At 35.2% G+C, this 14,183-nt stretch carries 10 protein-coding genes; 2 read left to right on the forward strand and 8 right to left on the reverse strand.

Features of this window, described 5'->3' with window-relative positions; genetic code table 11:
* From J0871_RS10845 to J0871_RS10865, 5 genes are all read right to left on the reverse strand, one after another.
* Nucleotides 1–579, reverse strand: a complete 579-nt coding sequence (locus tag J0871_RS10845; RefSeq protein WP_208225239.1) for a DUF4202 domain-containing protein — start codon at nt 577–579, stop codon at nt 1–3.
* A gap of 11 nt (nt 580–590) precedes the next feature.
* On the reverse strand, nt 591–968 hold the full coding sequence (gene nirD / locus J0871_RS10850) for a nitrite reductase small subunit NirD (protein ID WP_208225240.1): 378 nt from the start codon (nt 966–968) through the stop codon (nt 591–593).
* A gap of 45 nt (nt 969–1,013) precedes the next feature.
* A complete protein-coding gene (gene nirB, locus J0871_RS10855; RefSeq protein WP_208225241.1) occupies nt 1,014–3,524 on the reverse strand; it encodes a nitrite reductase large subunit NirB in 2,511 nt (836 codons plus the stop codon).
* A gap of 432 nt (nt 3,525–3,956) precedes the next feature.
* The gene (locus tag J0871_RS10860; protein WP_093305622.1) at nt 3,957–4,733 is read right to left on the reverse strand and encodes an NIPSNAP family protein; all 777 of its coding nucleotides are present in this window, start codon (nt 4,731–4,733) and stop codon (nt 3,957–3,959) included.
* A gap of 137 nt (nt 4,734–4,870) precedes the next feature.
* The gene (locus tag J0871_RS10865) at nt 4,871–5,836 is read right to left on the reverse strand and encodes a PAS domain-containing protein (protein WP_093305609.1); all 966 of its coding nucleotides are present in this window, start codon (nt 5,834–5,836) and stop codon (nt 4,871–4,873) included.
* Between the two features lie 365 nt (nt 5,837–6,201).
* On the opposite strand from J0871_RS10865, the gene nadA reads away from it, so the two are divergent.
* Both nadA and nadB read left to right on the forward strand, forming a co-directional pair.
* Nucleotides 6,202–7,146 (forward strand): quinolinate synthase NadA, encoded by a 945-nt coding sequence (nadA, locus tag J0871_RS10870; protein WP_093305608.1) that lies wholly within the window; start codon nt 6,202–6,204, stop codon nt 7,144–7,146.
* 3 nt (nt 7,147–7,149) lie between these two features.
* Nucleotides 7,150–8,682, forward strand: coding sequence for an L-aspartate oxidase (nadB, locus tag J0871_RS10875; protein WP_208225242.1), 1,533 nt, complete (start codon nt 7,150–7,152; stop codon nt 8,680–8,682).
* A gap of 36 nt (nt 8,683–8,718) precedes the next feature.
* On the opposite strand, the gene J0871_RS10880 is transcribed toward nadB, so the two are convergent.
* The 3 genes from J0871_RS10880 to J0871_RS10890 form a co-directional block, all read right to left on the reverse strand.
* On the reverse strand, nt 8,719–9,957 hold the full coding sequence (locus tag J0871_RS10880; RefSeq protein WP_208225243.1) for an APC family permease: 1,239 nt from the start codon (nt 9,955–9,957) through the stop codon (nt 8,719–8,721).
* Nucleotides 9,958–10,185: 228 nt separating this feature from the next.
* Nucleotides 10,186–10,854 (reverse strand): response regulator transcription factor, encoded by a 669-nt coding sequence (locus J0871_RS10885; protein WP_208225244.1) that lies wholly within the window; start codon nt 10,852–10,854, stop codon nt 10,186–10,188.
* Nucleotides 10,847–13,888, reverse strand: a complete 3,042-nt coding sequence (locus J0871_RS10890) for a sensor histidine kinase (RefSeq protein ID WP_208225245.1) — start codon at nt 13,886–13,888, stop codon at nt 10,847–10,849. Before J0871_RS10890 ends, J0871_RS10885 begins: the two co-directional genes overlap by 8 nt.
* Between the last annotated feature and the right edge of the window lie 295 nt (nt 13,889–14,183).

Consider the following 14,183-nt stretch of genomic DNA (forward strand, 5'->3'; position numbering starts at 1 on the left):
TTATTTTAAAGCTTCTTGTATTAAAGTTTCACTATGTGCAGAGAGGGGAAGTTTTAGGGCGGCTTTATGCCCTTCAGGAGACATTTTAGCCCAGGTTTTCTTTACAATGTCTATTATTTTATCATCATTATGTTTTGCCGCAAAATTTTCAAAATAATGTTCAAGAAAAACCAGGCACACCACATCTTCCATAATTTGAGAACCTTCGTCTTTTTTAATCTGCTTTTTCTTGATTAAAAATGAAACCCGATCCCGAAAATCTTTATCATAACCCACTTCTTCCAAAATTTCATCTGTAATTTTAGCGTGGGTTTTTTTGAGTCCTTCGCGCCATTTTAAATATCCAATTCTATTTTTGGGATAGGTGTCTCGTGGAACTGTCCACCGACAGATATGCTGCGCACGTACTGCAATTTGTAATTCTTCGGAAGCTTGCGGATGAAAGTCCAGTAACTTATCTGTCATTCGTTGTGAATACAATAATTCTTTCGGAAATTCTTTTCCGTTTGCTAATTCCAAATTAGGATCTTCAGCATTTTTATTGTCTATACGTTGTATGGCTTCCTGGAATTTACTCATTGGGAGGTATCTTAATCTATAAAACCAATATAGACATTTTCTGCTTCAATTTTTACCGGATAGACTGCAATTTTGTAATCTTCACCATTAAGATTATTCCCGTCTTTTAAGGAAAATGTTTTTTTGTGCATAGGGCAGGCCACTTTGGGAATTCCCTCTTTATCGCCTATCATTCCGCGGGAAAGAACCATTTCCAATTTATGCGGACAAAGATTTTGGCAGGCATACCATGTGGATTCCCGGGTAAAATTAAATACCGCAATTTGCTTGTTTTTATATTTTATACAGGCGCCGCCATTTTCGGGGAAATCTTTGGCTTCTCCAACATTCACCCATTTGAGCACTTCTGGTGCAGATACACTTTGATACTGAGCTAATAATTCTTGCATGGCTTTTAAAGTTTGAAATTAGAAGTTGATTTGAAAAAGGAAAATTTAAGTCCAGGCCTTAGGCATTTTTTGGTCTCGAAGCGGGACATAACTAATATTATCATCACCTTCATCTGAATTGACAAAGTGTTTAAAACGCTTCATCATTTCAGGATCTTCAATTGCCTGCTTCCATTCGCATTCGTAATTGGTTATTAGACTCTGCATTTCTTTTTCAAGATCTTCGGCAATTCCTAAAGAATCTTCAACTACTACTTTTTTTAGATGTGCAATTCCACCGTCTAATTTCTCCAACCAGGGCGCAGTTCGCATAAGTGGCGCGGCGGTACGTATGTAATACATCAAAAATCTATCAAGGTATTTTATAGTGGTTTCATCGTCTAAGCCTTCAGCGAGTAAAATTGCGTGTTTTGGGGTGGCGCCTCCATTTCCGCATACGTATAAATTCCAGCCAGATTCTACAGCAATAATTCCAAAATCTTTTCCGCGAGCTTCAGCACATTCCCTAATACAGCCCGAAACACCACCTTTTAATTTATGAGGAGAACGTAAACCGCGATAGCGTTCTTCAATTTGAATGGCGAAACTTACGCTTTCATGCATCCCAAAGCGGCACCAGGTAGAACCCACGCAACTTTTAACGGTTCTTAGCGATTTTCCATAGGCGTGGCCGCTCTCAAAACCGGCATCAATTAATTCTTTCCATATTTCAGGCAGCTGATGCAATTCGGCGCCAAAAAGATCTATTCGTTGCCCACCGGTAATTTTTGTATAAAGGTCAAATTTCTTGGCTACGGCGCCTATAGTCATTAATTTATCGGGGGTAATTTCTCCGCCCGGAATGCGTGGAACGATAGAATAAGTTCCATTTCGCTGAATATTGGCTAAAAATTTATCATTACTATCCTGGATAGTCACCTGTTTATTGGCAGTTTCCATAGTAATACTCGCAAAAATTGAAGCCAGAACTGGCTTACATTTTTCGCAGCCATGTCCTTTTCCGAAAAGATTTAATGCTTCATCAAAATCTTTGACTTTATTGATTTTTACCAAATCAAAAAGTTCCTGTCGGTTAAAATCAAAATGTTCGCAAATCACCTCTTTTACTTCTTTTCCAAGGGATTTCATGGTAGCATTAAAGAGATCTGTTACCATAGGTTTGCAACCGCCACAGCCTGTAGATGCTTTTGTTTTGGCCACCACATCTTCCATAGAACAGCATTCTCCAGCTTCCAGTGGTTTACAAATATCTCCTTTTGAAATAGCTTCGCAGGAGCAAATTTGTGCAGAATCTGGTAACTCGGTTACCGAACCAAGGCTTGAGTTTTCGCCCCCGCGGTTTCCCAAAATAAGATCCTCGGGGTTATTGGGGAGTTTCATTGCGTTGATGTATATCTGAAATAGATTTTGATAATCTGAAGTATCGCCAACTAAAATTCCACCAAGCAGTTTTGTGCCATCACGGGTTACGTTGATACGTTTGTAAATTCCACTTTGTTTGTTTTCATACGTAATAGCAGAAGCTTCTTCATTTTCAATAAATGGATCGCCAAAACTTGCCACATCGGTGCCAATTAATTTTAGCTGGGTAGACATATCTATATGAGCGGCCATAGTTTTATCGCCCCCACAAATTTGAGAAACGGCAACCTCAGCCATATTATATCCCGGCGCAACAAGACCGTAGATAGCGTTATTATAAAGCGCAGCCTCCCCAATGGCATAAACGTTTGTTGCTGAAGTTTCCATCTTATTATTAACAAATATGCCACCGCGCTCGCCAGTTTTAAGTCCTCCAGATTTTGCAAGTTCATCCCGGGGCCTAATTCCGGCAGAAATAATAAGCATATTGGTCTCGTGCCTGGAGCCATCGGAAAACGTAAGTGCATCAATTTCATCTTTACCGCTAATTTCTGAAGTAGCTTTATTGGTTAAAATTTTTATACCTAAACTTTCTATTTTACGAATAAGGGTATTACTACCAGCTTCGTCTAATTGTCTTGGCATTAAACGGGGTGCAAATTCTACCACGCTGGTTTCAAGACCAAGTTCTTTGGCTGCATTTGCCGCTTCCAGGCCTAAAAGTCCGCCGCCTAATACGGTGGCTTTAGATTTATTGCTTTTCTGAAGTTTTTTTGCATAGGTTTTTATTGCATCTAGATCTTCTGTAGTACGATACACAAAAACCCCGGCTTTTTCTGAACCTTTTATAGGCGGAATAAATGGAGAAGAACCCGTGGCAAGTACAAGATAATCGTAGCTTATTTTTTCGCCTTTATAGGTGATAACTTCCTTTTCTTTGGTATTAATTTCTGAAATAAGCGAAGAAGTACGTAGTTTAATTCCATGATCTTTATACCAGCTTGTGGACGCCAGAAGTAATTCATCTTTTCCTTTCTCAGAAAAATATTCGCTAAGGTGAACACGATCGTAAGCCGGACTCGGTTCTTCCCCAAACACCTCTATTTGATAGTTTTCTCTATCAGATCTGGCTACCAGTTTTTCACAAAATTTATAACCAACCATCCCGTTTCCTACTACAACTATTTTCTTCATAACTACGTAAGTTTAATTCAAATTTAAATAAAAATACGTATTAATACGTATTGAATTGAATTTTCTGCGTAGAAAAACGGAATTAAGAAAAATAGCCGCTTATAAATAAAAAATCGGTATTATTTGAAGTTTATAATGATTTTTAGTGAAATCTAATAATTTGAAGGGTGGCTTAGTATTTTTATTATTACCGATTATTTTTAGAATTTGTTAAAAGTTTAATTAAGAGTCGAGATTTAAATGTTCTAGGCTTTATCTCGAAATTTAATCAATGTTTCCCTATAAGAGCTTCGGGAGCTTGGTTCGAGGTAGTTTATTTTTGATAGAGAAAAAGCTACAAAAAAAATGAGCCTGATAAGTTACCGGGCTCATTTAAAAAATATTTCAAATTATCCAGAGTTTATGTGTTACTTTCTGGACTATAATTTTTTACTAATAATCAGAATAATCGGTAGGATATAAATAGTGAATATCTATTTTAGAAACATTGCCTTGGTATTCGGGAATAGCTTCCATTTTCTTCCATACGGGTGAGTTGCCAAAGCTTTCCCAGTGCTCATCTCTTGATTCCTGGTCGCTAAATGTTGTGAGGTACATAAGATTTGGCATATGGGGCCCTGCTATCACTTCACCATAAAATACAGCATTAAAATCCAATTCATCAAAAAGCTTTATTTCCCCTCCTTCATTAAACATTTTTATCTTATTCTTCAGCAAAGCTTCGGTTGAGGATTGATAACTTCTTAGTTCATAAACCCGGTCTTTTTTTGGCCCCTCAATTGCTGAAGGTTTCATTACCGGCATATCTTTAAATGCTTTTAGCAAAATGGTACTCATCCTTTTATAAGGTGGATTATCATTTGAACCCGATATATAATCACCATCTTTTTGCTGAAAAACTTCTGAATTCTGAAAGGCTTTATTTTTTGACGCAAATTCCTCTAAAGAAGTATAAGGAATCAACACATACAGTTTATTTAGGCTGTCGGCCTTGGGTTTGAAAACACCAATATTTTTCACTCCTAAATCCTTTAAGCCGGGGAGTAGTGCGTTTTGAAGGTAATTTTCGGTCTTTTCTACCTGATCGTGGTTTTCGAATTCATAAACCTTGAGTTCATAATATTCCTGTTCTTGAGCCTGGTTCACCAAAGGAGCGATAATTAAAAGGAACAGGGGAAGTAAAGTCTTAAAATTGGGAGCATATTTCATCATGATATATTTAAAAGGTCAGGAAATCGATTTTAGCAAAGTAAAGGTTTTTAAAATTATCAAAAAAAAGCGGCTGCTATCTTGTTTCCTAGTTTCTTTCTGGGTATTCTTTTAATTACTTAGTGATTACCTAATTTTTAATCCCAATCCAATAGGCGTTTTTCCCCTTCTATATTTTTAATATCAGTAATATCCTGAGACATTTCAATTACACCTTTATAGTTTTTCTGTGCATCACGAACAGCAAAGTACCTAATGTAGATAAGCCGACCTTTAAAATTGATCCAAAAAGATGATTCACTTTTTGTTCCTTTTCTAAATTCTTCCAGAATTTTTAAAACAGTACCTACACTTTTTGGAGGATGACAAAATTTTACTTCCCGGCCAATAATACCCGCACTTCTAGGAAATACGCGTTCTTCTCCACGATTGTAAAATATCACTTTGTCATTTTCATCTACATAAGTAAGGTCTAACGGCATAGTTTTAAGAAGCAGGTTTACCTGGTCAACCGTCATATAACCCTCATCGTAATGGGCGGTATTCTCTAACGAAAATGAAAGCTCTCTTTTGGTGAAATCCCGGCTGGGATGTATATATTCCTTATTAGGAAAGGCTGGTGGAACCTGCGGTAGCATCCAACCTATTTCTTCTTCTCCCACACGTACTTTGGTCCAATCTTCTTCTGTTAGTATTTTTAGAGCGTTTGGAAATAATGTTGTTTCTTCAATTAATAACAATCTAAAAATTCCGCTGATAAGATATTGTACGTCCTGGTCTATTTCTTCTATTTCCCTTGCTTCAATTTTTTTCCTCAATAATCTAAATTGCTCTCTTAAAGTGTCGTGAAAAGACCACATTCCCTGTGACGGGCCGTTCCATCCTTTTTGTTCCAGGAAAGGAAATAGTTGGTTCTCTTTTCTCTCAAAACGTCTTTCTATAGATTGCAACTGATTGAAAATATTATAGAACTTTTGATATTCAGCCGTGGGATCTGTATTTTTTAGTTCTTCAGTAAGTAATTTTATCAATTCTTGTTCCTGAAAATATACACTTACCGGGTGTCCTGCAGCTAGTTTAGAAGTATCAATCGTATCATTCATTTTTGTAAAATTTAATTTTTACAAAGAAAGATTTTAAGGCATACACAAATTTATGATCGCAATCACATTGCAAAATTTGTATAAATAGCTGTAATAACTGAATTTTTCACAATAGAAAAATTCAGAAACGATAAGAAATTCCTTTTTTCTGATTAGGGTCATAAATCGCAGAATAAAATCCTATTAATTTTACTCTATAATCGAGATTAAATGCATCGGGGTTTACTTTGCAAATTTATTAACCGTTTACGGTGAGTGCCTAAGTTTGCTGTGAGGTAGCTTAATTCAATTATATTCATCTGAAAGTTTCAGAAGAATAGATTTTCAAAAGATTCTGAATTCTTTTTTCTCTAAAAACCATCATAATGAGTGTGTTAACGGAAAATAAATTATCACCACAAGAAGAAATTTCAATATTAAAAAACACGAAAAATGCCGTTATCCTGGCTCATTATTATCAGGAACCGGAAATCCAGGAGATCGCTGATTTTGTCGGAGATAGTCTGGAGCTGGCCAAAAAAGCTGCTACCACAAATGCTGATATTATTGTTTTTGCCGGCGTACATTTTATGGCTGAAACTGCCAAAATCCTGAATCCGTCTAAAAAAGTTCTTTTACCCGATCTTAACGCGGGTTGTTCTTTAGCTGAAAGTTGTCCTCCTGAAGCTTTTCAGCAATTAAAAGATAAGTATCCCGATCACGTGGTGGTCACTTATATTAATTGTTCTGCTGAAATTAAGGCAATGAGTGATGTGGTTTGTACCTCCTCTAATGCCGAAAGAGTGATAAATTCCATTCCTTTAGATAAACCAATCATTTTTGCACCCGATAAGAATCTTGGCCGGTATTTAATAGAAAAAACCGGCAGGAAAATGTTACTCTGGGATGGCGCGTGTATTGTTCATGAAGCTTTTTCTATAGATAAATTGCTGGAATTGTACGCAAAGTATCCTTCGGCTAAAATTATAGCTCATCCGGAATCAGAAGAACATATTCTTAAAATTGCAAATTACATAGGGTCAACTTCGGGAATGCTCAATTTCGTAAAATCCAGTGATCAGGATACTTTTATTGTAGCTACCGAAGCAGGAATTCTACATCAAATGCAAATGGATGTACCTGATAAAACCTTGATTCCGGCACCGGCAAAAGAAGATAATAGCTGTGCCTGCAGTGAATGTGCTTTTATGAAAATGAACACGCTACAAAAATTATACAACTGTTTAAAGGATGAATCGCCCGAAATAGTACTGGCAGAAAGCCTGATGAAAGCTGCTCACAGGCCAATAAAACGTATGATGGAACTGTAAATTATGAAAACAGATGTTTTAGTTATAGGTTCAGGAATTGCCGGGTTATCATTTGCAATTAAGGTAGCTGCAGCAAAACCAGATGCCATTATTCACGTGCTAACAAAAAGTAATAATGACGTTGGGAATACTACTAAGGCGCAAGGTGGGATTGCGGTAGTTCTCGATAAAATAAGGGATAGTTTTGAACAACATATAGAGGACACCATGAAAGCCGGCAAAGGCATAAATGATCCCGAAGTCGTAAAATTGGTAATTTCTCAGGCCCCGGAGAGATTGTACGAACTTATTAACTGGGGGACCAGCTTTGACGCAAATGAACTGGGAGAACTTGAACTGGGACTGGAAGGCGGACATTCACAAAAACGAATTGTTCATCACCAGGATCTTACCGGGAAGGAAATGGAGACTAAATTGCTTCAAAAAGCAGCATCTTATTCAAATATTATTTTTTGCGATCATTATTTTGTGACCGATTTAATTTTGAAAAAAGAAGAATCTACTACAACCTGCATAGGAGTAAGGGCGATAGACAGGCAAAAGGCTGAAGTGGTAAGCATCAGCTCTCGCGTTACATTTTTGGCCACCGGCGGAAGTGGAAGAATATTTCAAAATACTACAAATCCTTCAGTTGCAACAGGAGATGGAATTGCAATGGCGTACAGAGCTAGCGCAGAAATATTAAACATGAATTTTATTCAATTTCATCCCACAGCCCTTTATACTAAAAACCAGCATTCTTTGTTCCTTATTTCTGAAGCGGTTAGAGGTTTTGGAGCATATGTAATTGACAGTGCCGGAAATAGATTCCTTTTTAAATATGATGCTAACGGAGAACTGGCAACCCGCGATATAGTTTCTGAAGCGATTATGAAAGAGCTGCAACAATCGGGTAAAGAATCGGTATTTCTTGATTGCCGCCACCTTGAAGCAGAAGCTTTCAAAAGTCATTTTCCAACCATTGTACAATATTGCCTGGACGAAGGAATAGATTTTAAAAAAGATCTTCTCCCTATTGTACCAGCCGCTCATTACCAGTGCGGTGGAATTCAGGTAGATAAATTTTCCAGAACCAGCATTAATAAACTTTATGCCTCGGGAGAATGTGCACACACCGGTTTGCATGGCGCCAACCGGTTGGCTTCAAATTCTTTGCTGGAAGCTCTTGTATTCTCTCACCAGGCCGCAGGTAATGTGGTAGAAAAGTTGGATTCAATTCCGTTAGAGGAATGTGAGCAGGAAGTGATTCTTCAGATTGATGCAAGCAAAGAAGAAAATGATATTCTAAATAATTTCGAAAAAGAGCTAAATCGACTCATGAGCTATAATTTGCTTTATACTTCCGAAGAAAATGAAAAGCAGATAGTATTATCGAAATTGAAATTTGTAGATGAAAAACTTGAAAAACTATGTAAGAATAATAACCCGGAATTTTTTGAGCTGAAAAATATGATTCAAACAGCCATTATTGTACTTGAACATGCAATTAAAAGCAAGTTTTTGAATAAAAAGAAAACCCATAAATTTTCTATTTGATATCGGGAGCTATCTTTAATTTTTATAAAATTTCAACTACATATTTCCCTGGGTAAGATTATATAGATTGTAACCGAATAAAATAAGGATGGTAAGCAAGGCAATAACCGTAGGAATGGGAATATTATTTACGTTTAGAGGAATATGAAAAGGCGCTTTTTTCTTATTTTTTCTGTTTTTATAACGAAACATTAATAATGAAAAATTCACCATTCCAAAAACAATAAAAATAAAAATATTACTGATGCTGGCCACCATTTTTAAATCTCCTAACAGTCCGAAGGCAATAGCTAAAATTGCGATGGCAATAATGGCGTAATTTGGAGCATTTCCTATACCTGATATAGTTGTAAATTTTTTTAACCAGGTTACCCCGCTATCCCGGGCAACATCATAAAGTAATCTGGAAGTTCCCAATATATTGCTTAAAATGGTTTTGCTCGTGGCAAAAAGAGCCACTACAACCAGCCCTGTAGCGCCAAGCCTGCCCCATTTAGTTTCTATTACAGCAGCCAGCGGTCCTTCAGATTCTGCAAGTTTCTGCCAATCTAATACACTTACGGAACTTATGGCAATTAGAACATACAAAATAAGTACAGCCAAACCACTTAGAAGTACCCCTTTGGGCATATTCTTTTCGGGATTTTTAGTTTCTTCGGCCATTTTTACCAGATCTTCGAAACCTATATAACTAAAGAAAATTAAAGCACTACCGGCTATAATTCCATTCCAGCCAGAATCATTAAGCTTGGTGAGATCTGTAGAGCCAAACTCGGGAATACAAACTGCAATAACGGCGGCAAGTCCCGCCAGGGTTATTACAGTAGCAACCGAATTATAATAAGAACTGTATTTAGCGCCAAAAATATTGAAGAGAGCCATTAACGCAACTATGCCTATTACAATTATCCATGCCGGGAAATCCCATAATCTATTTAAATAACTGGCAAAGCTAATAGCTATAGCAGCGGCGGCTACCACACCGGTAAATACCATAAAAATAGACATAAAAAAAGCCGGCTTTTTACCCAGGCTTTGTTTAATATATTCAAAACTCCCACCGGAATCTGGGAACCGACTAACAAATTCGGCGTAAGACAATCCCGTTAAAAGAGCTACTGTTGCAGCTATAATAAAACTTAGCCAAAGCATATTGCCGCCAAGCGCTGCTGCTTCTCCTATAATTGCATAAATACCGGCACCTACAATACCACCAATCCCAAACATTAATATGTCCCATAATCCCAGGGACCTTTTTAGTTTCTTTTTTCCCATACTTACAATTTATATTTATTGTAAGAAATGACTAAATGTTTTAACGTCATCTAAGGAAAAAATAACATTCTATTTAAATTTTACGAAATTTTGGAAACGTAAAGATTTAAAATGTAATGATCTATGTGCCCTTATAAACACCTTTATTGCAGTAAAACTAAGGTTACTGCATAATAGTCAATAACGTCTATAGATAAATGAAAAGTGAAAACCAGGGCTGGATAATAATTAAGAAATTTCTTCTAAAATCTCTTTAGCATAGCTTTTTGATATGGGAATGCGGCTGTTATTAATAATTATTTCTTTGCTATTAAATGCAGTAACACAATCTTTATTGATTACATAGGAACGATGCACTTGCAAAAATGATGGAGAATTCATTTGTTCCAAAAAATCTTTAATACTGGACCTTATTAATTTTTCAGAATCTTTTAAATGTAATATTAAATATTGATCTTCTTTTTTTGCATATAAAATCTGATCTTCAGAAAGGATGATTTTTTTGTCTTTATCCTTTACTATTATTTGCGCCTTATTTTTTATTTTACTTACAGCTAATTCAACAGCAATATATAAATCCTTATTATTAAGGGGTTTTACCAGGTAACTTGTTGGTGTTGTAGCAATTGCTTTTTTTATGGTGTCTACATCATTAAAAGCTGTTAAATAGATGAGAGGAATATCTAACTGGTTCCCTAACCATATCCCTGTCTGCGGGCCTTCTACTCTAATATCTAAAATAGCAATATCTGGTTTTAAAAGGGCAATCTCGGCGAGTGCGGTTTCTGCATTTGTTGCCATCCCACAAATTTTAAAACCTAAATCCTCCAACGTCTGTTTTAGAAGCTCCTGGGTTATTATTTCGTCTTCTAAAATATAGATCTTTATGCTATTCATTTTTCGAAAAATGTAAGGTTAATTTAAAATTAGTAGTGTTTTCAATCTTTAATTCTCCTTTCAGTTGCCTATTCATCATTCCTATAATTTTCATACCCATAGTTTGTTTCTGGGTTGCCTGCTGGGTAAAATTACCATTGTCAAAATATATAAATACATACTTTTTATCCCACTGCTGAAAATTTATAAATATTTCGGGATTCTTCGTTTGATGAAAAGCGTGTTTATTTGAGTTATTTATTAGTTCATTTAGTAAAAGTGAAAAAGGGGTGGCTTGAGTGACGCTTAAAATAGAACTGTCTATATCTAGATGATACGTAACATTAGTAGGAAAAAGCTTTTTGTAATAGGCAACACAGCTTTTTATATTTTCTTTAACAGAAATAAGATCCTGGTTGCTTGAATTATATAACAGGTTATGAATACCGGCGATAGACTCAATCCTGCTTTGGCTATCCTGTAATTTTACTTTTAATTCTTCATTTTTACTGTTTGCCATTTGCAAACCTAATAGCCCGGAAACAATTTGAAGATTATTCTTAATTCTATGATGAATTTCTAACATCATAGTATTTTTAATTTGGGCTTCGTTCAATGCGATTTTATTTTTTGCAAATAATTTCTGTTTTGCTTTATATTGATAAAATAGGAACAGAACAGAAATGACAACAAAAAGGAGAATCAATAAAATAAACCACCAGGTTTTATAAAAAACTTCTTTAGAAATTACCTTTAGAACTATCGTTTCTCCTATCTTTTCTTTAGAGGCACTGTAGGCTTCAACTTCTAAATTATAAACTCCTGCTGCCAGATTTGCGAATAAAATTTCTTTACCAGCGTAGGTGGTAAACCAGTCTGAGTTACTTCCGATATTTAATAAGCGATACCGGTACTTAATATCCTGAGTGTTTATCTGTCCAAAAACAGAGAGTGTTGCAGAAAATCTTCTGTATTCTGAAGGCAAATCAATTTTACGAGTATTATTTAAAAAGTCTGGAGAAGTGTTAACTTCCCAGCGATCGTTTTCTGAATTAAAAAATGAGATTGACGTAAATTGAGGTTGTGCTTTTAAATTATTTTCAACTAACTCATCTGGCTTAAAATAGCTAAGACCTTTATTACTTCCCATTAAAATACTACCATTTTGTTCATCTTTATAGGTGCTAAACCTATTGCCTTCTAGCTCATAAACGCCATCTTTTGTAGTATATCTAATTATTTTTTTTGAAGATGGATTTAAGGATACAATCCCGGCATAGGTATTTAACCATAAGGTTCCGTTGTCATCTGCAACCATCCCAACAATGGATGCATTTAATGCATCTTTATAAAGCAGATTTAATTTTTTAGTTGTGGTATTGAATGTATAAATCTCCCCGAACTTTGTGGAAACCAGAATGCCATAATCTTGCAAATAGTTTATAGATAGCAAGTGATCTGTTTCTACATTTTCAAATGTATAGGTATTAAAGTTGCCGTTCTCGTATTCAAAAATTCCCTGGGCAGTGTTTGCAAAGAGGGCGGTACCATCTGTAGCAAATTCCTTTACTTGTACATCCTCGGTTTTTGCAATTTTAGTATAACTATTTTCTTTAAAACTGTATTTATAAATTCCACCTCCTGGATCTGCCGTAAATAGAGTGTCTTTTAGTTTTATAATAATTCCACTATATATTTTTATCGTTTTGTCCTGAATTACCTCATAATTTGAATCCAGGGTATATAGATAATCGGAGTTCGCAATTATAAGATTGTTGTCTTTTCCATTGAAAATACCCCGAGAGTAATTAATGTTTAGCTCGGTAGCATCGGATAGAATTTTTATTCGTTCTTCTGTATTTTCTTTTACGTCGATCTTGTAAAGCCCCTCCGTATCTGTGGCTATGATATACTTGTTTTCCTTTAGCTTTTTAATTGAACGAATACTTTTATCTTTTAAAAAGGTTTTGATTTTACTTTTAATAAAAGAATAGGATTCTAAGGTGTTTCCGTCGAGTATTACCAGGTCTTTTCCAAAATCCCTGTAAGCAATTTCTGATATATTTTTTACTTTAATTGTAGTAAATAACTCCTTTTTAAAATCTTTAAGGCGATATAACTCCATTGCTGTGAAGTCTCCATCAATTTCAGTGGAAAAGGCATAGTTGAAACCTGAAGTAAACTGGAGTTTTTTATTGCCGCTTAGAACACTATCAGATTGAGGTATTTCTAAGAATTTTTTAAATTCTTTATTGAATTTGAAAGCATTCTTATAGTTATCAATATAGGTGTAAAAGGCATCACTGACTTTAAAAGGGGGCTGTATTATCGTTGGATAAAAATTAATTCCATTTGTGGCTTCAAAATCGCTTTCTGCTATTTTTTTTATGAACTTTCCCTTTTTATTCAAAAAAACGCCCTCTTTTTCGGTTTGTAGTTTTATCAGGGTAAAATCATCCATTGTGATTGGATCAGCCAAAACCGGTTGAGCAACCGGTTTTTCAAAAGGAATAGAATCAATAAACCTTAAACTTAATTTATCAAGGGTGGCACTATAAAATTTATTATTTGACGTAAGAACAATAGGGCTTGAATCTTCAGTAGTGTAGGCTTTTGAAAATAAAAAGTTTTCGTTAAGCTTATTATATTCTTTGACAGCTTTAAGCGTTAAGGTTTCTGTGTTGATATAAAATAATTCAGCTCGAGCAACCTCGTAAGATAATTTTAAATAAAGTCCATGGTCCTGACTTTTAAAGAAATGGCCTTCTTTAATCTTTTCATTAAAAGTATCAGGTAATTTCAATGTGAAGAAATTAGCCCCATCAAAACGTTGAATAATAATTTCCTGTTCGCCTAAAATATATTCGTTTGAAAGTTTATTCTCGCCTAAAATCCATAGCCATCCGTTGGTATCGTAGATAGAGTGGAAGGGACTGGAGATTAAATAACCATCTCTAAACGAAAAGGTATTTTTACTAACCAATAGAGAATTATCTTCCTGACACCAAAGTGCAACTGAAAAAAGGAAAATGAATACAGCAAATAAGTTTTTCAAATTTTGATTTAAGGAATATTAGATCAAATGTAAAGAAGCATTATAGTTTTTTAAGTAAAATATATAATTATTTAAAAGAACCAAAACGGCTATAACATTTCAATATTAAATCAATTATAATTCTTTGTGAAGAACTTACCTGTTTTAAAGATGTAAAAAATACGTTCATTATGCTAAAAATACTCGTTCACGACAAAAAAGTGGTCGTTCACGACATTTTTTTTAATCCTTTCTGCATCTTTTCTACTTTTGACGGGAAGCGTAAATATTCAACTAAAAATAGTCATTGATAAAA

This window comes from Salegentibacter sp. BDJ18, from assembly GCF_017579965.1.
GTDB lineage: Bacteria > Bacteroidota > Bacteroidia > Flavobacteriales > Flavobacteriaceae > Salegentibacter.

Excerpts from the sequence above, each read along its gene's own strand:
- J0871_RS10885 (WP_208225244.1), bottom strand. The coding sequence starts at position 10,854 with ATGAATAGCATAAAGATCTATATTTTAGAAGACGAAATAATAACCCAG.
- nadA (WP_093305608.1), top strand. The coding sequence starts at position 6,202 with ATGAGTGTGTTAACGGAAAATAAATTATCACCACAAGAAGAAATTTCA.
- nirD (WP_208225240.1), bottom strand. The coding sequence starts at position 968 with ATGCAAGAATTATTAGCTCAGTATCAAAGTGTATCTGCACCAGAAGTG.
- J0871_RS10845 (WP_208225239.1), bottom strand. The coding sequence starts at position 579 with ATGAGTAAATTCCAGGAAGCCATACAACGTATAGACAATAAAAATGCT.
- J0871_RS10880 (WP_208225243.1), bottom strand. The coding sequence starts at position 9,957 with ATGGGAAAAAAGAAACTAAAAAGGTCCCTGGGATTATGGGACATATTA.
- J0871_RS10865 (WP_093305609.1), bottom strand. The coding sequence starts at position 5,836 with ATGAATGATACGATTGATACTTCTAAACTAGCTGCAGGACACCCGGTA.
- nadB (WP_208225242.1), top strand. The coding sequence starts at position 7,150 with ATGAAAACAGATGTTTTAGTTATAGGTTCAGGAATTGCCGGGTTATCA.
- nirB (WP_208225241.1), bottom strand. The coding sequence starts at position 3,524 with ATGAAGAAAATAGTTGTAGTAGGAAACGGGATGGTTGGTTATAAATTT.
- J0871_RS10860 (WP_093305622.1), bottom strand. The coding sequence starts at position 4,733 with ATGAAATATGCTCCCAATTTTAAGACTTTACTTCCCCTGTTCCTTTTA.